Here is a 21076-nt window from a genome sequence, read left to right as displayed (position 1 = left end):
TCAGCCCTCCTTGTCGGAATCGGGCTGAAGGCGGTCCTCATATGTTGATGGCGACGAGATCACCAGCAGTGACGCAGTCTTGGTGCCGTCATTCGCGATGAGATGCCTTGTTCCTGGCGGAATTTCCACCATCTCACCGGCGGCAAGCTGGCAGGTTTCGCCGTCCAGTTCCACCCGGAGCGATCCGGAAAGGATGTAATATACCTGCCTTGCTTTCGCATGGTAATGAAGATTTTCGGCCGTGCCTGGCGGAAGCTCTTCCTCGATGACCTGAAGCTTTGCCTCATCGCAGAGACGCCACCCCCGGCCATCCTGTCCCCATGAATAGGGCGTGACTGTCTGCCGGGAACGAATGCCGGTCATATCGCTTACGCTCCAGACTGCTGAACCTTCGGTTGACGACGTTCAGCAATAAACTGCCAGATCAATACCGGCGCGCAGAACACAACCGCATAAATATCCGAAACCAGGCTGGGGGCGACAAAACAGAGTCCCGCAAGGGCGAAAAGTATCCGGCTTGGCCCGTTCATATGAACACGGAAAAACCCGGCAACCGAAGCCGAAAGGAAATAGACCCCAAGCCCGCAGGTAATGACCGTATGCAGGAATTCCTGCCAGGTGAAATAGTCTTCGAGAACAATGAGCATCGCAGGCGAATAGACAAAGACCATCGGCACAAGCAGTTTGCCAATTCCGAGCGAAAAGGCATTGAGACCGGTTCGGAACGGATTTGCGTTGGCGATACCTGCCGCAGCATAAGCCGAAGCACAGACAGGCGGGGTAATTTCTGAAATCACGCCGTAATAGAGCACAAACAGATGTGAGGCCAGTGGTGGGATCCCCAGATTTCCGAGCGCCGGCTGGGCAACAGTGGCAAGCATCACGTAAAGCGCCGTCGTCGGCAGACCTGCCCCCATCAGAATACAGGTCATCGCGATCAGGATAAGGGATATCAGCAAGGTGATATCTTCAATCGAGAAATCAAGGAGTGGAATAAACGCCAGGACGCTCTGGATTTGCTCACCTATTCCGAGCGCACTCTGCGCCACCATGAAACCCAGCCTGAAGCCAAGACCGGTTGAATTCACCACGCCGACCACAATCCCGATCGCCGCACAGACCGCGCCTACCGAAAGCGTATATTTGACACCAAGAACACAGGCATCGATCAGATCCGAAATTCCGATCCGGCCACGGGGATTGATCAGACCGACGACCAGCGTGCCCGTGATGCCCCAGAATGCCGCCATATGCGGAGAATATCCGGAGAACAGCACATATATCAGGACAACGAGGGGGACGACCGTCAGCCAGCCTTCCCGGATGACTTTCCAGGCATTTGGAATTTCTTCGGGCGGCAGACCTTTCAGGCCAAGTTTCTTTGCCTGAAAATGTACAATCGACATGACTCCCAGATAATGCATGAGAGCTGGAATAGCTGCTGCAATCACCACGGTGCTGTAAGGTATCTCCAAAAATTCCGCCATGACGAATGCTGCTGCACCCATGATCGGCGGCGTGATCTGCCCGCCTGCACTGGCCGCAGCTTCCACCCCGCCTGCAAGGTGGCCCGGGTATCCCATCCGTTTCATGTTCGGGATGGTCAGGGAGCCCGTCGATACGGTATTGGCAATGGATGAGCCTGAAATCGTGCCGAAGAAAGCTGAAGACACCACGCTGACCTTTGCAAGCCCACCGGTATAACGGCCAGCAAATACCGTTGCGATATCGACAAAAAACTGCCCGAGCCCTATACGCTGCGCCAGCACCCCGAAAAGGACAAAGTGAAAGACAACCGTAGATACGATCCACAAGGTCAGGCCGTAGATACCGATATCAGGAAAATACATGTTGTTGATATAACTGGACCAGCTGATCCCAGGATGCATCAGGATCTGAACGGGAATATGGGGGCCGAAAATCGCATAGGCCGTAAAAATCAGTATAATGATTGGAACCACAATTCCGATAGTCCGGCGAACAGCCTCAAGCAGGACAATGATCAGCATGGTTCCGAAAACCACATCGATTGGCAGCGGCGCGCCCTGGCGCATCACCTGTTCGGGCAAAAAGAAATTGATCCCGAAGAGCGTGAAATTGATCTCATACCAGGTGATACCGATATAGAGTGATGAGGCAATACCGCCCATGATCAGCATCCAGTCCCAGATCGGCACATGACCGAGGACCCAGAACCTGCGCTTGTCTTCCAGGGAAGAAAGCTTGCCGCCGAATGCAGGAAACCCTACGAAAACAAGGAAAATCACGCCCGAAAGGTGAATGCCCATATGCCAGTAATCCACGGGCACACCCAGCCCGGAAGTCACATAGTGATAAATGGCATAGACAACGCTGAACGCAACAACAAAACCAAAGAGCCATTTCGGAAGCGGGCGTGTGGTCAGCCCCTTGTCATATTTTTCTTCCAGCGCAAGAGCGGTTTTAAGCTCAAATCGTTGCATGACCATGCCCCCATCATTTTTAACAAGATAGCTGGTATCTCGGTAAAGGAATTAAATTATTCGTCAAATCTGCTGTTAAAAAGGGAAGACAGTTAATGCTGTCTTCCCTTGAAATAAAGTGATGCCTAGTTCATCAGACCGGCTTCTTTATAGTAGCGCTCTGCGCCCGGGTGCAGCGGAATAAGCACCCCTTTAAGGGCAGTCTCAGCCTTGATGGCCTTGCCTTTTGAATGGCCCTTGTCCAGCAGTTTGCGGGTGTTGTTGTTCCACAATGCCTTGGTGACTTCATAGATCAGGTCATCAGGCTGGTTGGCAGAGGTGATCAACTGGCCGTTCACGGCAACCGTGTTGACATCATAGCCGATATTTTCATATTCGCCGGCCGGGATGGAGCTTTCCACATAGAACGGGATAATGCCGTTAATGGTCTTCTGCTCTTCTGCGCTGAAGCTGTAGAGTTCAAAACCCTTGGAGGCACCGAGCTGGATAAGCGCTGCCAGCGGGGTGCCGGCTGCGTAGAAGAATGCATCGATCTGGCCGTCGGCAAGACGCTGGGCAGACTGGGTCACATTCAGCTCATACTCTTCCGCCTTGATGCCATAATGGTTGAGGATCATCCGCACGGATACCTGTGTCCCCGACCCTGCAGCAGCAACGCCAACCTTCATGCCGTTCAGATCCATCAGGCTGCTGAGTTTCTTGCCTTTTGGCAGAACAAGGTGCATGTCTTCGGGATACAGATTAGCAATCACCCGCAGATCCGGGCGTGGATTGCCGGTGAACTTGCCTTCACCTCTGTAGCCCTGAACGACGGACTGGGCACCAGCCAGACCAGCATCAAGCTCCCCTGCGTGAATAGCGTTGACGTTGGCCACTGACGCATTGGTGGAAACGGCGATGGCAACCAGACCGGGAACACCACAGCTCCCACCTTTGTCGCATGGGCGCGAGCCAGGAGGATTGGAAATTGCATTCGCAATCAGGCCGCCGATCGGATAATAGGTCCCGCCTGTGCCACCTGTTCCAATCTTCCAGAATTTCATCTCCTGTGCCGAGGCAACCCCTGCAAAGGCGAAACTGGCCGCCAGCAAGGTGATTGCTGCTTTCATCCATCTGTTCATAATTTCTACTCCCTGTAGTTTGTCTTCAATCACTTGGATTAGCCTTTGGACAGATCATGCGGTTTTGCAATGCTGCCGACCCAAGACCGGTTCGTCTCTCTTTTTGATAGTTGAAAGAAGATCCCCCTAAATCCAATACCCTTACTATTGAAGACACCAAAATCTATTTACTCAAGTAATAAATTCTGTTTATTCTATAAAAAAAACAAATATATTTTGCTGCTCCTTCTTTCCGCTTATCGAGGCCGAAATGCTGAAATTATGGCACTTGAAAGTTATCCGGGAAGTCATAAAGACAGGATCCATTTCCAAAGCAGCTTCAGCGCTATCAAGGTCACAGCCAGCCCTGAGCCTGGTTATTGCGGATGTGGAATCCCGAATAGGATACAAGCTTTTTGAGCGTGTAAACGGCCGACTGCATCCGGTGCCGGAAGCGTATTTTTTTCTCGAAAGATCCGAAGAAATTCTGGAACAGATCAACAGCCTTGAGCGATCCATGCAGCAGGGTGGCGGCCGGATATTTGAAATCCGTATCGCCTGTATGCCTGTCCTTTCGGAATTCTTCATGCCGCGTCAGATCGCCAGATTCGCGGAGATACATCCCGGTGTCCGCTTTTACATGCGGGCGCAACCATCCGAACGGGTGCTGGAAAGTCTGGCATCGCAGCATTTTGACCTGGGTTTTGCCGAACGCCCGCAACCTTCAGAACTCTATGAGGTGGTGAATTTCACGTCCGAAACAGTTGTCGGCCTGTCTGCTGATGACCCGCTGGCTCTAGAATCTGCCCTTACTCCAAAATTGCTGGATGGCCGGGCGTTTGCCGGGTTTCTGCCTGAACATCACCTCATGCAGGCCCTGCGGGATACGTTCGATAACGAAAACTGTGAGTTGAACATTCCATTTGCCCTGCAAAACGGGGCCGCCCAATATGCGCTGGTAGAAAGCCGTCAAGCATTGGGGTTCATGTCGCTGCTGAATGTCTGGCTCTATCATCAGCTGAGAAGCAAACAAGCGACAGACGCACCGCCAGCCATTGTCTTCCGACGTTTTCGACCCATGATCAAGCAGACCATCAGCCTTGTCCGGCCGCGGCATCGCACGCTTTCGCAAATCAGCCAGCTTTTCGCCAGTGAAGTTGAAACAGCAATCAGGGACGTGCTGATGGAAGGGGAGCGTTTAATCGATACCTAAGAGACAGGTGATTTCATCAACTGCCGCATATGGCTTGCCATGGGGCACCCCGAAGAGAATGGCATCAACCTTCAGGTCCTGCCAGTTCGTGCATACCGGCCAGTTCAGAAAGCTCCTCCCCATTCGAGGCGATTGTTTCTGGTGCTCCCATGATCCTGCTCCCTTCTGGCCGACCTAGCCTGTCATCATCGCCGCAAGTTCTGTCTGATAGGCAAAAAACCCCCCGAGACCACCGGTATGCACAAAGAGAACACGGCTGCCTTTCTTGATCCTGCCAGAACGGACAAGTTCAGGCACGGCAGCAAAGGATTTGGCTGTATAGACCGGGTCCAGAATATATCCTTCCCGGCGCGCCATAAGCATCATCGCTTCACGTGCAACCGGGCCAGTCTTGCCATAGCCTGGGTCAAAAGCACCATCCCAAAGCTCAAAATCTTCCACCTTGAGAAAATCCGGCTTGCCAAGGAGATCATTAAACTGCTGGCTTAACCGGGTCACCCGGTTTTCCTGCAATGGCAGATTCCGGCGGACACAGGAACCTATGACGTCGGTTGAAGGAAAATAGAGTTTCATCCCCGCAACGGTTCCGATATGCGTGGCGGCGCTTCCGGAAGCAACGATAACAGTATCAAAAGGGTTTTCGGTCTGACCTGTAATTTCAGCCGCCGCCCGGACATACCCGCAAGCACCTATCGGCGGCTTGTTCTCACCCAGAGGTATCACATAGGGTTTGCGGCCCGCCTTCCGCAATTCCTCAACCCTGGTATAAAGTGCATCATCTGCCCCGGCTTCATCCTCGCCTTCGGGGTATGAGATGATCTCCGCCCCGAGAATCTGGTTCAAGAGAACATTTCCGGATTGATGATAGAGTTTGTCAGCGGTAGCGACACGCTGTTCAAGCTGGATGATCGCCTTCATCCCGAACCGGACGGCAACCGCCGCCGCTAGGCGAACGAAGTTGGATTGAACGGCCCCGGTGATCAGGATCGTATCGGCATCTTGAGCTATCGCTGCCCCGAAATAATATTCAAGCTGTCGGGCCTTGTTGCCACCAAAACTTGGCCCGGCCAGATCATCACGCTTCATCCAGAGATCGATATCCAGCACATCAGATATCTGCCTGAGCGGCACAAGAGGTGTCGGACTATCGAGAATCTCCGCCCGCGGCATGGCATCGAGAGCATTGAGTACAGATTGATACGGTGACATGTTGATCCATTTTCCCCAGGATTTGATCTGGTCAAAAGATAATCCAGCCAGCCTGAAGGAGAAAGGATTTTAATCCAAAAGAAGGCAGAGAAAGATGAAAACCCATCCAATGCCCACCCTTCAGCGTAGTGATCCAAATCAGAAGAAGGCAAATTCCTTGCCCATAATTTTGTTTTATTAACATTTTGACTAACCTATCATAATTTGAACCAAACATGCGATTCACCGGTGCTGGAGAGACGAAAGTTGAAAGATGTTTTCATAGCAGGATATAGCGACCGACTTTCTGCAAGACCGGGTGAAACGATACGGTTTTCTGTATCCAGCCATGCAACATCCTCATTTTCAGCAAGCCTGCATCGATCGATCTGCGCGGACCCTAACCCTGAAGGGCCGGGAATTATCGAAGAAGATGCAAGCGCATATTTCCCGCAAGCCAGTTTCCCCTCGCGTGTGCAGCCTATCCATCCCGGGTCCTGTGCCGAGACAACCACATCTCTTGACGTGAAGGCGTCATCTGAGTTTGAGGTGAATTTCTGGTTCATGCCAGGGGTTATTACGGGCGGTAACCAGATCATGTTTGCCTGGGGTGGTCTGTCTATTTTCCTGAAAAAGGATGGCCGAGTTGCCGCCGAATTCGCCCATAATCTGCTGGTAACGTCGGCTTCGGCCGTCCGCAAGCGGCGCTGGTATAAATGCACGCTGCACCTAACCAAAGAGGGGACGGTGACACTTACCCTCGCCAGCAAGGCTGAAAGCAAAGGCCAAGAGGAGACCAGAACAGGTGAGACCAGCAGCGGCAAAATGGAAAAACCTGTTTTTTCAGCCTTGAGCGGCCAGCGCGCTCCTCTTCGCATTGCTGCCGGGTTCGGTGAGGCGCGCCAGCATTTCAACGGCAAGATTGAAGCACCGCAAATCCTTGCTGATGGCGAGATTGCCGCTGCCTGGGATTTTTCCGTCAATATCCCTTCCCTTATCGTCAAGGCAACCCGGGGGCCGGACCTGATCCTCTACAATGCCCCGACAAGGGGCGTTACCGGCAGGAAATGGGATGCGAGTGAATTCTGCTGGAAACACAAGCCAGAACATTATGCAGCCATTCATTTTCACGATGACGATATCTATGACTTCAACTGGGAATGCGATTTCGAGTTCACCATCCCGGCGGATATGCCATCAGGCATTTATGTGATGCGGATTGAGGCAGAAGACCATTATGACGCAATGCCCTTTTTTGTCTGCCCGCCCCTGGGCAAGCCAGGGTCAGATCTGTGCCTCCTGGTTTCAACCTTCACCTATACGGTTTACGGCAACCATGCCCGGCCCGATTTCAACCCAACCTGGATTGAGCGGATCAACAAATGGAAGGCGTATCCCCATAACCCGGCGGAACATCCCGATTATGGACTTTCCACCTACAACACCCATAGAGATGGTTCCGGGATCTGCCATGCATCCCACAAGCGCGTGCTGTTCAATCTCAGGCCCGGCTATTCGACCTTTGGCGAGTCAACCTGTTCAGGGCTTCGGCATTTTCAGGCCGACAGCCACCTTGTTGCATGGCTGCATCATCAGGGGATCACCTATGATATCATTACCGATGATGAGCTTGATCGTGATGGGCTGACGGCCATTTCATCTTATAAAACAGTCATGACCGGCAGTCATCCCGAATACCACACGGCCAGCATGATTGATGCACTGAAAGAGTACCGGGATGATGGAGGCAGACTGATCTATCTTGGCGGTAACGGATTTTACTGGCGTATTGTCCGCCATAGTGAAGATCCTTCACTCATTGAAATCAGACGCTCCGAAGATGGGCTCAGGGCCTGGGCCGCCGAGCCCGGTGAATATTACAACGCCTTTGATGGCAGCTATGGCGGCCTCTGGCGACGCAATGGCAGGCCACCGCAACAGCTGGTCGGTATTGGTTTCACCGCCCAGGGAAATTTTGTCGGCATGCCCTATAAGAGGACCTGCTTTGATCCGGAATTCGACTGGGTTTTCGACGGCATTGAAACAGATACGCTGGGAGATTTCGGCTTCAGCGGCCATGGTGCCGCCGGATTTGAACTTGATCGCGTTGATGAGAACCTCGATGAAGGCGAAAACATCACTGTTCTGGCTCAATCCTTTGACAGGGATAAGAGGTTTATTCTGGTGCCGGAAGAAGTGCTGACCCATCTGACCAATCTCTCGGGCGGGCCTGAAGATGAGGTCAGGCGTGCCGATATGGTCTATTTCAAAACAGCTTCTGGTGGCGAGGTCTTCGGCGTCGGCTCCATCACCTTCTGCGGGTCCCTGCCATGGAACAATTTTGAAAACAATATTTCAACACTGCTGGCCAACGTGATCCGAAAATTCAGATCTGGCTGAAATGCCAGTCCTTTCCCGGAACAGCCGCCAATAATGCCTTGGTGTATTCGTGTTTCGGGTTGCTGAACAGTTTAACGGTAGGGCCAATTTCGACAACCTTTCCATATTGCATCACCGCGACGTTATCGCATACCTGAGCGGCGACCCTGAGGTCATGGGTGATAAACAGCATGGAAAGATCCATCTGCTTGCGGATTTTATCGAGCAGCTCAAGGATCTGTGCCTGTATGGAAACATCCAGCGCTGATACCGGCTCATCAGCAATCAGGATATCAGGTCTTAAAGCCAGTGCCCGGGCAATCCCGATCCGCTGCCGCTGGCCACCCGAGAATTCATGGGGAAAACGATCGAAGGATCTGGGGTCCAGTCCAACAATGTCAAGGAGCTCACGGGCGCGGGCATGGGCATCTTCCTTGCCGACGCCCTGCAAAATAGGACCTTGTGAAATAATGTAACCGACGCGTGACCGCGGATTGAGTGAGGCAAACGGGTCCTGAAACACCATCTGGATACGCTTGCGATGCGACCGCATCATGTTGCGGTCCAGTTTTGAGATATCCACGCCGTCCAGCTCGATCTTGCCTTCATCACTTTCCATGAGTTTGATAATGCAGCGCGCCAACGTGGATTTGCCCGATCCGCTCTCCCCCACAATACCAAGGGTTTCACCTTTGCGGAGTTCGATATTCACCTTCTGCACCGCCTTGACTTCACGTCCAGGTTTGCCGAGACCGAAAAAGCTCCGGCCGGACCCGAATGATTTGCAGATTTCATCCGTGCAAAGAACGACTTTCTCGGAACGACCGCGAGCCTTCCTGGGTTTGAGCCTAGGTATTGCGGCAATCAGGGACTGGGTATAGGGATGACTGGGTTTATTTAGCACCTGTTTTGCGGTGCCTGTTTCAACAATCTTACCTTCCTGCATCACCACGACACGGTCCGCAATATCGGCCACAACCCCAAAATCATGAGTGATGAACAAAACACCGGTATCCAGACGTTTCTGCATATCCTTGATCAGTTCCAGTATCTGGGCCTGGGTGGTCACATCAAGGGCGGTGGTCGGCTCATCGGCAATCAGAATTTTAGGCCCGAGCGCCAAGGCCATCGCGATCATGGCACGTTGCCGCTGGCCGCCGGAAAGTTCATGCGGGTAGGCATTGATGATGCGGGCCGGGTCAGGAAGATTAACATCTTCCATCAGTTTAAGTGCCCGTTCCGCACGCTCCTTCCTCGTCATGGAAACGTGGTAGCGGAAAATTTCATCAACCTGATCACCGATGGTCATCACCGGGTTCAGCGCCGTCATGGGTTCCTGAAATATCATGGATATCTCGCTGCCCCGCAACTCCCGCATCCGCTCGCTGTCGAATTTGGTGATATCCTCTCCACCAAACAGGATCTCGCCATTACCGATCCGGACATGGGGCGCTGGCAGCAAGCCCATCACGGCACGGGCCGTCAGGGATTTACCGGAGCCGCTCTCGCCGACGACACATACGGTTTCGCCAGCATGAAGCTTAAGATCAACATGCTGAACAGCATGGGTGCGATCAGATCCTTCAGGCAGAAGAATGGACAGATCATTAATGGCGAGCAGCTGATTTTTCATTGGCGTTCCTTAAGACGGGGATTGAGCGCATCGTTAAGGCCCTCACCAATCAGGTTGATTGCCAGAACCGTAATCAGAATGGCAATTCCCGGAAATGTGCAAACCCACCAGGCGGAACGAAGCATGGTCCGTCCAGCGCCAATCTGGAAGCCCCAGCTCATGATATTCGGATCGCCAAGACCAAGAAAGGCAAGCCCGCTTTCTATCAGAATGGCCGTTGCCACCATCAGGGAGCCGATGACGATGATCGGGCTCAGGCAGTTTGGCAGAATCTCCCTCAGCATGATCCGCAGATCATCCATGCCAAGGGTATGGCAGGCCTGAACAAATTCACGATTTTTCAGCGAAAGAAACTCCCCCCGAACAAGCCGGGCAACCCCGGGCCAGGAAACCACGGCAATGGCAATCACAATACTGTAAATGGAAGGTTTCATGATCGCCACCAGCAGAATGGCAAAGATAAAGGATGGAATTGTCTGAAAAATCTCCGTCACCCGCATCAGGAAATCATCGAGACGGCCACCATAATACCCGGCAAAGGCACCAAAAAAGATACCGATAAACACCGAGACAAGCGTCGCTATCAATCCGATCAGAAGGGAGGTTTTCGCGCCATGCACAATTCCCGATGCGACATCACGGCCAAGCGAGTCGCTACCCAGCAGAAAGCCGTTTTCAAAAGGGCCGGATAATGGCTTGCCAACAAGGCGAAACGGATCATCGGGGTAAAACAGGCTTGCCGTCGATGCCATGATGAGGATCAAGGCGATGATGAACAGGCCTAAAACCGCCATCCGGTTTCGTTTGTATCTGCTCCAGAAGTCAGCCATGTCAATCCACCTCGATTCTTGGATCAAGAAAGCAGTAAATGATATCCACCACCAGATTGACGGCCACTACAAGGATTGAAGAAAGCAGGAAAATCCCCAGCAACAGATTGAGATCACGGGCAAAGAGCGATTCAAAGGCCAGCATCCCGAGCCCCGGCCAGGCAAAGACCGATTCCACAATCACCGACCCGCCAATGAGGGCGCCAACCTGAACCCCGGCCATGGTAACCACCGGAAGAAGGGCGTTGCGGAGAACATGGACAAATGTGATGCGCCGTTCCGTCAAGCCTTTCGCCCGGGCGGTGACAACATAATCCTGGCCATATTGTTCCAGCATTGATGCCCGCATCATCCGCGTGTACAGGGCCAGATAGAACAAGGACAGGGTTATGGTCGGCAGAACAAGGTGATGAGCGATATCAACAACGCGATCCCATCCCTCGTAAAACGCCGCGACATTTTCCATGCCGCTGGTGGGAAACCAGCCAAGGTTAAGTGAAAACACCACGATCATCATCAAGCCAACCCAGAATAGCGGGGTGGCGTAGGTGATCAGGGCAAAGACGGTTATCACCGCATCTTTCCATGTATTGAGGCGCATGGCCGCCAGCAGACCCAGCAGAATGCCAAATCCGACCGCGAGAATGATGGTGCTGGTCATCAAGAGGGCCGTTGCCCCGAAACGGTCAAAAATCAACTGGTTCACCGGCATCTCGTGGCGAAAGGAATAGCCAAGATCAAGCATCACCACATTTTTGAGGTAAACCATCAGTTGAACCGGCAAAGGCTGATCAAGGCCAAATTTCTTGCGCAGTTCTGCCATATATTCAGGTGTTGCCGAACCCGCCTCACCCGCGAGCACATCGACGGCATCGCCTTCTGCCATATTCAACAGAAAAAAATTGATAACAACAATCGCCAGAATGATCGGCACACCCTGGGCTAATCTTTTCAAAACATATTTCAGGATCTTGTTTGATCGTATCATTTTATGAATTTCTATGGATAAAAATTTGGAGAGAGGAGCAGTCGGGCCGGGGAGAACCCCGGCCCGTCCATGGCTGACTAGTCGTCCAGATAGGCTTCTCTGAATGAGCCATATGCACCCATTGCAGACCCGTAAGCACCTTTGAGCTTGGTGTTGTATACCGTCAGGAACTGAAGTTCAAAGAGGTTAACAACCGGCATGTCATTGGCAAGGATGGACTGAATTTCCTTGTATGTAGCCGTCCGCTTGGCGGCATCTGGCTCTTTTGAGCCGGAGTCAAGCAGTGCGTCAAGAGTCGGGTTGCTGTACCGTGATGAGTTCACGAAATGCGTGCCCTGACGAATCTGGTTGGTACCATAATGACGATGGACCCCCAGAACCGGATCAGGCAGCTGGTAGAAGTAGTTTACGTTCATCTCAAAGTCATAATTGTGATAAACGCGCTTCAGCCAGGTTGGCACGTCTTCGTAACGAAGCTCAAGCTGAATACCGATATCGCCCATTGCCTGCTTCAGGTATTCACCGGCACGGCGCCAGTCTTCACCATAAGGAATGATATCGAGCACAGCTTTCATGCGTACGCCATTGCCGTCTTTCTTGTACCCAGCCTTGTCCAGAATTGCATTGGCCGCGCCCACATCACCCTTTTCAGGATAATTCGGCATCTGGGCATGCAGATTGGTGGCGCTGAAGTTGCTGCTGAGCGCACTTGTCGCCGGCTTGCCGTAGCCAAAGAAAATCGTATCAATCATGAAACGACGATCAATGGCCGTTGAAATGGCCCGGCGAACGGCCGGATCAACGAACGGTCCTTCCTTGGTGTTGAATTCAATCAACGCCATCGGGTTGATCATGGAATAGCCATCTGTTGTCACATCGATATCGTCGCGTTCCTTGAGGCGAACGGCATCAATATTCGGCACCGCGTTATAGGCAGCATAGAGAACTTCCCCGTTTTCCATTGCTGCTGTCCGGGTTGACGCATCAGGGATGAATCTGCCGACGATCCGGTCAAGATAGGGCAGGCCCTCCTGCCAGTAATTCTCATTCTTGTCGAGGCGGATATACTGGCCTTTCTTCCACTCAACAAATTTGAACGGACCTGTTCCGACAGGATTGTTCGCCAGAGAAGCAGATTTGACATCCTGGCCTTCAAGAAGATGCTTGGGGACGATCGGGGATTCATACGCGGAAAAAGACCGCATCATGTATGGTGCAGGATTATCCAGATTGAAGATCGCCGTATGATCATCCGGCGTATCGATGCTGCTGACCTCACGGAATGAATTCGGCCCGCGCGGATGAACTTTTTTCAGTACTTCAAGAATCGTGAACTTGACATCCGCCGAAGTGAAAGGCTTGCCGTCATGCCACTTCACGCCCTTGCGCAACTTGAAGGTCACGGTCTTGCCATCCGGAGTGATCGAATAGCTTTCGGCGAGCATGGGCACCATTTTCCCATCATTATCGTAATCAAAAAGCCCTTCATAGACTTTCGGCATGACAAGACCGATTGGCCCTGAAGTCGACACATAGGATGCCAGGGTAGGTGGTTCAGGCTGAACAAGGAACGAGAGCGTTCCGCCATATTTTTCAGCATGAGCCGAGATTGAACTTAAAATAATCGATCCTGCAAAGAGGATCGACGCTAAAATTTTCTTCATTATGTTCCTCCATATGTGGCAATACGCAAACAGCCACATCTTAGTTTTGCCCACATTATTTTTTAGAGCTTCTAAAATACTAATATGAATTTTCCACAGGCACAATCAGAATAGGCGCCTTTAGATCCAAAGAATTGACGGAACCATCAATCACCAATGATTTCAGCCAGTTCCAGAACAGCACGGTAAAGTACATTCGTGCTTGCCTCGGCCCATTCGGGGCTGATTTCCTCTGCCTCATTATGCGAAAGGCCATCAACACAAGGGCACATGATCATCGCTGATGGCGCAACCTTGCTGACCCAGAACGCATCGTGACCAGCACCAGACACGATTTCCAGATACTCATAATTAAGTGACTTTGCAGCATTTGAAAGAAGACGCACACATTCAGGGTCAAAAGCAACCGGCGCAACCTTGCTGAGTTGCTCGAACTCAATCTCAAGGCCGATTTCACGAGCGATTTCAGTGCTTTTCTTCTCCAGCTCACCTTGCATGGAATTGAGCTTGTTCGGGTCAGGACTTCTGAAGTCGATGGTAAAAACAGCTTTCCCCGGAATTATGTTGATGGAATTTGGAAAAATTTCACAACTCCCTACAGCCCCCACCGCATTAGGCGCATGGCCGTGCGCGATATCATCCACCAACGTTGTGATGCGCGCCATGCCAAGGCCGGCATTTATGCGGCGGTCCATCGGGGTTGATCCGGTATGCGCTTCTTTTCCCTTGAGGGTTATTCGTGTCCAGATCGATCCTTGCCCATGGGTAACAACCCCGATGGGAATATCCGCCCCTTCAAGAATAGGACCCTGTTCGATATGCAGCTCAAAATATGCTTTCAGCGGGTGCTGGCCCGGCTTTTCATCCCCGATCCATCCGATACGCTTGAGCTCATCCCCAAAGCGAACCCCATCATTATCGGTGCGGTCATAGGCCCAGTCCAAATCATAAATGCCCGAAAAAACCCCCGACGACATCATGGGAGGCGAAAACCTGCACCCTTCTTCATTGGTCCAGTTGACGACTTCGATCGGGTGACGTGTCTTTATGCCGGACTCCTTGATGCTCCGGATGATTTCAAGTCCTGCCAAAACCCCAAGAACACCATCATATTTGCCGCCGGTCGGCTGGGTGTCGAGATGGCTGCCTACCATGATGGGCAAAGCATCAGGGTCACTCCCCTCGTGACGTGCGAACATATTGCCCATCTGGTCAATCGTGACAGACATGCCCGCATCCTCGCACCATTTCATGAAAAGATGCCGGGCTTCGCTATCCGCATCGGTAAGCGTCTGCCTGTTATTGCCGCCGGCAACACCGGGGCCGATCTTTGCCATCTCCATCAGGCTCTGCCAGAGCCGGTCACCATTCACAGAAGTATTCGCAAGCACGCCAGTCATCTTTTTCAGTCACTCCCCAACCTGTCCTGTTTCCGGAAATACTAGTGCAAGGATGAGATTATTACACTTAAAATCACCTGAAGCCCGATCCCGGCCGTGTACAGGACCAGACATGGATTGACATCCTCAAGGGAAAGGCGCATGTAACGCCGGAGTTATGCTGCCCTTTGAGTGGCGATACATAGCCATGAGAAGCCAGCGCGCTAGAAAACACGTTCATGTCAGAAAAAAATCACGCTCCTGCTCAACCGGCAGCCTGGAGCCACACACCCGATCAGACCCGTATCGAAACCTTTGCTGATTTCGGGCTTCCCGCCCAACTCCTTGAGACCCTGTCAAAAGAATCCTTTATCACACCCACACCTATTCAACTCATGGCGATCCCTGCCCTGCTTGAAGGCCGTGATCTTGCCGGGCTTGCCCAGACAGGTACCGGCAAGACCGCCGCCTTTCTTTTGCCGATCATCACGCATCTGATGGTGGGCGAGCCTGTTCGTCCCGGCCAATCGCCTCGGGCGCTGATCCTTGCGCCGACCCGGGAGCTTGCCAACCAGCTGCGCGACAATACCCGCAAACTGGTGATGGATCTCAACCTGCGTCATCTGGCGGTATTCGGCGGCGCTCGATACGATGAGCAGATAGGCGGGTTACGGCGCGGTGTTGACATTGTCATCGCCACGCCGGGACGTCTTGAAGATCTGATGAAACGCGGGGTTATCCAGCTTGATGCAATTTCGCATTTCGTGCTCGATGAAGCCGATCACATGCTTGATCTCGGCTTTTATCCGGCGATGAAGCGGATATCCGCCGCCTTGCCAGATCATCACCAGACGATGCTGTTTTCCGCGACCATGCCCCAGGAGATCCGGAAACTCACCGCTGAATTCCTGACGGACCCTGTTGAAGTCAAAGCCCCGCAATCGGGCAATATCGCCGATAAGATCAATCAGCGCACCATCCTGATGCCGGAAAAGGAAAAGGGACAGGCGCTTGCAGAATTGCTTGGCAATCACCCCGATGAGCAGGTCCTTGTCTTTGTCCGCACCAAACGACGCGCCGATATGCTGGCAAGCAACATGGCCACGCGCGGTTTTGCGATCGACGCCCTGCATGGCGACATGAACCAGCGCATCCGCCAGAAAGTGCTGAACAAGTTTCGCCGCGGTGATCTGAGGGCCCTGATCGCCACCGACGTCGCCGCCCGCGGTATTGATGTTGCCGGCATCGGTCTCGTCGTCAATTTCGATCTGAGCGATACGCCGGAGACCTATGTTCACCGTATCGGGCGAACAGGACGCGCCGGGCTGACGGGCCTTGCGGTTTCGTTCTGCGCCCCGGATGAAACCCGCAAGCTTCGCCCCATCCTTGCCATCGCTGGAGAGCGGATGGTCATCACGGATGCCGAAGGCAGGCAAGTGGATGATGTGTCCGTATCCGGCAACAGATCAGCGCGCGCCCGTCCTCCGGCACGGCAGCGCCGGAAACCTGAGCAACCGGCAAGACCAAGACGCGATAAATCACGACAGGAGCGATCAGCCAGGCCTGATGCTCCTCGCCCCAACCCGCGCAAAGGCAAAACGCCGGATAAGAGACCCCGGCATGCGGCGGAAGATGATTTTGCCAAGGTGGTGACCGAAGCAAAACCCGGCCGCAAAAAACCATCACCTGGCAAAGACCGGGCGGCAAAGCCCCATAAACCTGGAAAATCATCAAAGGCAAGGAACCCTGCAAAGGCCGGACGCTCTTCGGTGAAGCGCGGAAAACCCGGCGGGTTTGGTCGCCTCAAGAGGTCAAAAAAATCATCCCGCGGTTGAGGCGGAACTCAGCAGGCGGACAGGCTTTCCTGCCAGAAATGCTTCAACCGATTCGAGCATCTGGCCATGGAAGACCTGCATCGTCTCTTCGGTGACATAGCCGATATGCGGGGTGAGGATGAGATTGGGCACGGACCTCAACCTGTCTTCTGCGGGCAGGGGTTCGGTGTCATAGACATCGAGCGCCGCCCCGGCAATCCGGCCTTCTTCCAGCGCCGTGATCAGCGCCGACTGATCGACAATAGGTGCCCGTGAGGTATTGACCAGAAAGGATGTCGGCTTCATGAGGGCAAGTTCAGGCGCACCCACCAGCCCGACCACCCGCGCCGACAGTTTGAGATGGATCGAAATAAAATCCGATGAAGCGAAGAAGTTATCCTTTTCGCAATAGATCACCCCTTCTTCTGCGGCCCGTTCAGGGGTGAGGTTCTGCGACCAGGCCTGCACATTCATCCCGTAAGCCTGCCCCAGTTTCGCCACCGCTGTTCCGAGACGCCCAAGCCCGAGAATCCCGAGCCTTGCGCCTTTAAGATCACGTCCTGCCGTGATCTGCCATGCGCCATTTTGCATCGAATTGGCGTTGGGCACGATCTGGCGGGCCAGCGCCCCGATCAGGGTCATGGCCAGTTCGGCGGTGGCATGGCCCGGGGAATCCGTCCCGCTGACAACGATGCCGGCCGCATCACAGGCCGCAAGATCAATCGCCGCGTTGCGCATGCCGCTGGTGATGATGGCCTTTAGTTTTGGCAGGCTTTCAATGACCTCGCGGGAAAAGGATGTGCGTTCCCGCATGGCGCAGATGATATCGGCATCCTGAAGCCTCTTGATCAACGCCTGCCCTGAGACGGTATCGGTAAAGATTTCCACTTCATGTTCACTGCCGAGGCGCTGCCAGTCAGCGGATTTCGCCGCGTCCTGCGTCCAGTCATCAAGAATGGCAATTTTCATGGGAATATCCTTCCACCGGTGAAATACATGCAAAAGCAAGGTAGGATTTTATTTTTTACTGGGCGATGGTGGTTGTGCAATAGTAAATTCAAGTCATGTTCGGAAAGCATGGTGTTCAAGGGGGGTCAAATGAACAGCGACGCATCCATCAAGACAACCGAAGCCGATATGCTGATATCGCAGGACTGGGCATTTCCGGTGCCGATTGCCTATGGGCCGGGGCGGCTTGCTGAAATCGGTGCGCATTGCATCACGCTTGGCATTTCAAACCCGCTCATCGTCACCGACCGGGGAAGCCGCGATCTGCCGTTCATCTCTGAGACCCGGGAGCATCTCAGGCACGCCCGGTTGAAATCTGCTGTTTTTGCCGAAATTTCCCCAAACCCCCGCGATGATGAAATCGGCGCCGGCAAGGATGCCTTTCTGACCGGCGGCCATGACGCCGTCATCGCCATCGGCGGTGGCAGTGCGATGGATGGCGGCAAATCCATCGGGCTCACGGCCCATAACGATTTCGATCTCTGGGATTTCGAATGGGAACTCCCGGCCCCGGAAATCCGCGCCGATCAGGCTTTTCCCAAACTTATCACCATCCCCACCACCGCCGGAACCGGTGCCGAAACCGAAGGCACGGCCATGGTGACCCATACCGGAAAAGGGATGAAATTCTGTATCTGCCATCCCGAATACAGCCCCGTGCTGGCGCTGCTGGACCCGGAACTTACCGCCGGGCTGCCGCCGCACCTGACCGCCTGGACCGGGGCTGATGCCATGACGCATGCAATCGAGGCCTATATCGTTCCCGGGTTTCATCCCCTCTGCGATGCCATGGCGCTGGAAGGCCTCCACCTGATCCGGCGATGGCTGCCTGTGGTGATGAAAGAGCCGGGCAATCTGGCGGCACGCGGCGGGATGCTGGTTGGCTCCTGCCTTGCCGGGATTGCCTTTGCCAAGGGGCTGGGCATGGTTCACGCCATCTCCCATATGGTCGGGGCGGAATATGACACCCAGCACGGGCTTACCAATGCCATCGTTCTGCCGGTGGTTCTGCGGTTCAATCTGCCGGGGCTTGAAGATAAAACCCAAAGGATGGCCCAGGCCATGGGCATGGAGGAATATTCCGTCGATGCCTTCATCGCCGAAGTTGAGCGCCTGCTTGATGAAATCGGCATCCCGAAAGGACTGGAAGAGATTGGCGTGCCGCTCGACTGCGCGGAACGCATCTCACACAAGGCGCTTCTTGACAGTGCCGCGGGGACCAACCCGCGCCAGGCAACCGCATCAGAAATCCAGCAATTAATCGAAACATCCATCACGGGGGCAAGATAACCATCATGGAAAACCTGTCTAAATTCTACATCAACGGCGAATGGGTCGCACCGATCTCAACCCAGACCATGCCGGTGATGAATCCCGCCACCGAAGAGCAAATCGGCACCGTCGCGCTCGGTAATGAGGCTGATGTGGACCGGGCTGTCGCCGCCGCCAATGCCGCGTTTGAGCATTTCTCCCGGACCAGCACAGCTGAACGGCTGGCCCTCCTCAAAAAGGTGAAAACCATCACCGAAAGGCGTTTCGAGGATCTGGCCCAGGCCATGAGCATGGAGATGGGTGCGCCGATCACCATGTCACGGAGCGCCCAGGCCGATGCCGCCATCGGCCATCTGGACGGGTTCATCGCCGCGCTTGAGAAACTTGAGGAACGAGTCACGCTGGATAACGGCGATATCATGGTGCGTGAGCCCATCGGGGTATGCGGGCTGATCACGCCGTGGAACTGGCCGATGAACCAGATCACGCTCAAGGTGCTGCCAGCACTGGCCACGGGATGCACCTGTATCCTCAAGCCCAGCGAGCACACGCCGATCTCAGCCGTGATCTACGCCGAAATCCTCGATGAGGCAGGATATCCGGCCGGCGTTTTCAATCTCGTCCAGGGGGAAGGCCCGGTGGTGGGGGCGGCCATGTCTCGCCATCCCGATATCCAGATGATGTCCTTTACCGGCTCCACCCGGGCGGGCACCGCCGTGACCCGCGATGCCGCCGACACCGTGAAGCGGGTGACGCTGGAACTGGGCGGCAAATCCCCCAATCTTGTCTTCGCGGATTGCGACCTTGAAGAGCGCGTGACCGCGTCGGTGGGTGAATGCATGTTCAATACCGGCCAATCCTGCGATGCGCCGACACGGCTTCTGGTGGAACGCTCCTGCTATGACGAGGTGCTGCGGATCGCCAAGAAAGCCGCTGAAGACACAGAAGTCGGCAACCCTGCCGAAGAAGGCGATCATATCGGCCCCTTGTTCGACAGAATCCAGTTTGATCGTGTCCAGACCATGATCAAGGTCGGCATCGACGAAGGCGCAACCTTGCTGGCAGGCGGGATGGGCAGGCCGGACGGGATGGAAAAAGGCTGGTTTGTCCGGCCCACCATCTTTGCCGATGTCAACAACCAGATGCGCATCGCACGCGAAGAGATCTTTGGCCCGGTGCTCTCCATCATTCCCTTTGAAGACGAAGCCGAGGCCATTTCGATTGCCAATGACACGCCGTACGGGCTTGCCGCCTATCTGCAGACAGGTGATCCGGCCCGCGCCGAACGTGTGGCCGCAAAACTGAAGGCTGGTGCCGTGCATATCAATGGCGGCGGTTTTAACTATGGCTCACCTTTTGGCGGCTACAAGCAATCGGGTAATGGCCGTGAAGGTGGCATGATGGGGCTTGAAGACTACCTTGAGACCAAAACTCTTCATGGTATCGGTTAAGCCGGGTCGGAGGCCGGCATTCCCCTGTTCCTGCTTTGAAACAACAGCAGGAATTGAGGTGATGGATTTGACAAAATTGAATTTTTTTCCTATTTTCGACTAAAGGTCGGAAACAGGATAAAATATGCCAATCAAGACATCATCTTCCAATGTTCTTTCGGACGGGAATGTCGAAACCACCCTCGGCGGGCGGATCTTCAAATGTCGAGAGCGGGCGGGTCTGAGTGTGCAGATGCTGGCAAACCTGACCGGCGTCAGACCTTCTACGCTGAAATCCTGGGAAAGCGATCGCAGTGAGCCCAGGGTCAACAAACTTGTGGCCATGGCCGGGATTCTTGGTGTCAGCCCCACCTATTTCATCGCCGAAGAAGGCAACAGTGGTGTTGCCAAGAAACGTGCCCGCGGCCGCGGCGGTAAATTGATTTCAAATCTCAAAGCCGAAATGGCGGAAATCAACGAGCAACAGAAAATCCTGGCCAAGCACCTTAGAAAAATCAACACCATCATCCAGAAGCTTTAGGCCAAATCCTGAACTTCACTTCCCTTCCGTGTAACCTTGTGCTTGGTTCTTGCTGATCCCTCAGGCATGGGCCAATCGCCTTTATTTAAACAATTATTTTCATATTGTATACAAAATTAAAGAATCTTGTTGCATATCATTTACGAATCCTATTCAATTTTTGTTTAAATAATGA

At 53.7% G+C, this 21076-nt stretch carries 17 protein-coding genes; 6 read left to right on the top strand and 11 right to left on the bottom strand.

Annotation, left to right across the window (positions count from 1 at the left end):
* The 3 genes from AB8880_03915 to AB8880_03905 form a co-directional block, all read right to left on the bottom strand.
* Entirely contained in the window at window positions 1–363 is a 363-nt protein-coding gene (locus AB8880_03915; GenBank protein ID XDZ66552.1) for a cupin domain-containing protein, read from the bottom strand.
* A 5-nt stretch (window positions 364–368) separates the two neighbouring features.
* Window positions 369–2462, bottom strand: a complete 2094-nt coding sequence (locus AB8880_03910) for a TRAP transporter permease (protein ID XDZ66551.1) — start codon at window positions 2460–2462, stop codon at window positions 369–371.
* Window positions 2463–2587: 125 nt separating this feature from the next.
* Complete coding sequence (locus tag AB8880_03905) at window positions 2588–3571, bottom strand: TAXI family TRAP transporter solute-binding subunit (protein ID XDZ66550.1); 984 nt, start codon at window positions 3569–3571, stop codon at window positions 2588–2590.
* 262 nt (window positions 3572–3833) lie between these two features.
* On the opposite strand from AB8880_03905, the gene AB8880_03900 reads away from it, so the two are divergent.
* Window positions 3834–4775, top strand: a complete 942-nt coding sequence (locus AB8880_03900) for a LysR family transcriptional regulator (GenBank protein ID XDZ66549.1) — start codon at window positions 3834–3836, stop codon at window positions 4773–4775.
* Here AB8880_03900 and AB8880_03895 read toward each other — a convergent pair.
* Both AB8880_03895 and AB8880_03890 read right to left on the bottom strand, forming a co-directional pair.
* Complete coding sequence (locus AB8880_03895) at window positions 4761–4898, bottom strand: hypothetical protein (protein ID XDZ66548.1); 138 nt, start codon at window positions 4896–4898, stop codon at window positions 4761–4763. The genes AB8880_03900 and AB8880_03895 overlap by 15 nt on opposite strands.
* Window positions 4899–4949: 51 nt before the next feature.
* Window positions 4950–5984 carry a D-cysteine desulfhydrase family protein gene (locus AB8880_03890; protein ID XDZ66547.1) on the bottom strand — a complete coding sequence of 345 codons (1035 nt, stop codon included), beginning with the start codon at window positions 5982–5984 and terminating at the stop codon, window positions 4950–4952.
* A 246-nt stretch (window positions 5985–6230) separates the two neighbouring features.
* Between AB8880_03890 and AB8880_03885 the strand changes: the two genes are divergently transcribed.
* Window positions 6231–8363, top strand: a complete 2133-nt coding sequence (locus AB8880_03885) for a N,N-dimethylformamidase beta subunit family domain-containing protein (GenBank protein XDZ66546.1) — start codon at window positions 6231–6233, stop codon at window positions 8361–8363.
* Here the strand turns inward: AB8880_03885 and AB8880_03880 are convergent.
* From AB8880_03880 to AB8880_03860, 5 genes are all read right to left on the bottom strand, one after another.
* Window positions 8350–9975, bottom strand: a complete 1626-nt coding sequence (locus AB8880_03880) for an ABC transporter ATP-binding protein (protein XDZ66545.1) — start codon at window positions 9973–9975, stop codon at window positions 8350–8352. The genes AB8880_03885 and AB8880_03880 overlap by 14 nt on opposite strands.
* The gene (locus tag AB8880_03875; protein XDZ66544.1) at window positions 9972–10805 is read right to left on the bottom strand and encodes an ABC transporter permease; all 834 of its coding nucleotides are present in this window, start codon (window positions 10803–10805) and stop codon (window positions 9972–9974) included. The genes AB8880_03880 and AB8880_03875 overlap by 4 nt, the downstream gene beginning before the upstream one ends.
* A gap of 1 nt (window position 10806) precedes the next feature.
* The gene (locus tag AB8880_03870; GenBank protein XDZ66543.1) at window positions 10807–11793 is read right to left on the bottom strand and encodes an ABC transporter permease; all 987 of its coding nucleotides are present in this window, start codon (window positions 11791–11793) and stop codon (window positions 10807–10809) included.
* Window positions 11794–11870: 77 nt separating this feature from the next.
* Complete coding sequence (locus tag AB8880_03865) at window positions 11871–13457, bottom strand: ABC transporter substrate-binding protein (GenBank protein XDZ66542.1); 1587 nt, start codon at window positions 13455–13457, stop codon at window positions 11871–11873.
* A gap of 146 nt (window positions 13458–13603) precedes the next feature.
* Window positions 13604–14857 carry a Zn-dependent hydrolase gene (locus AB8880_03860; GenBank protein XDZ66541.1) on the bottom strand — a complete coding sequence of 418 codons (1254 nt, stop codon included), beginning with the start codon at window positions 14855–14857 and terminating at the stop codon, window positions 13604–13606.
* A 218-nt stretch (window positions 14858–15075) separates the two neighbouring features.
* Here AB8880_03860 and AB8880_03855 point away from each other — a divergent pair, with 218 nt between their 5' ends.
* Window positions 15076–16671, top strand: a complete 1596-nt coding sequence (locus AB8880_03855; protein ID XDZ66540.1) for a DEAD/DEAH box helicase — start codon at window positions 15076–15078, stop codon at window positions 16669–16671.
* On the opposite strand, the gene AB8880_03850 is transcribed toward AB8880_03855, so the two are convergent.
* Window positions 16657–17619 (bottom strand): D-2-hydroxyacid dehydrogenase family protein, encoded by a 963-nt coding sequence (locus tag AB8880_03850; GenBank protein ID XDZ66539.1) that lies wholly within the window; start codon window positions 17617–17619, stop codon window positions 16657–16659. The two genes, AB8880_03855 and AB8880_03850, sit on opposite strands and share 15 nt — an antisense overlap.
* Before the next feature lie 129 nt (window positions 17620–17748).
* Between AB8880_03850 and AB8880_03845 the strand changes: the two genes are divergently transcribed.
* From AB8880_03845 to AB8880_03835, 3 genes are all read left to right on the top strand, one after another.
* Window positions 17749–18948, top strand: a complete 1200-nt coding sequence (locus tag AB8880_03845) for an iron-containing alcohol dehydrogenase (protein XDZ66538.1) — start codon at window positions 17749–17751, stop codon at window positions 18946–18948.
* A gap of 5 nt (window positions 18949–18953) precedes the next feature.
* Complete coding sequence (locus AB8880_03840) at window positions 18954–20381, top strand: aldehyde dehydrogenase family protein (GenBank protein ID XDZ66537.1); 1428 nt, start codon at window positions 18954–18956, stop codon at window positions 20379–20381.
* A 124-nt stretch (window positions 20382–20505) separates the two neighbouring features.
* Window positions 20506–20901 carry a helix-turn-helix domain-containing protein gene (locus tag AB8880_03835; protein ID XDZ66536.1) on the top strand — a complete coding sequence of 132 codons (396 nt, stop codon included), beginning with the start codon at window positions 20506–20508 and terminating at the stop codon, window positions 20899–20901.
* Window positions 20902–21076: the final 175 nt, after the last annotated feature.

The organism is Alphaproteobacteria bacterium LSUCC0684 (assembly GCA_041228335.1).
Classification (GTDB): domain Bacteria; phylum Pseudomonadota; class Alphaproteobacteria; order Puniceispirillales; family UBA1172.
Note: the sequence above shows the minus strand (reverse complement) of the source record. Positions and strands in the feature narration are given on the sequence as shown.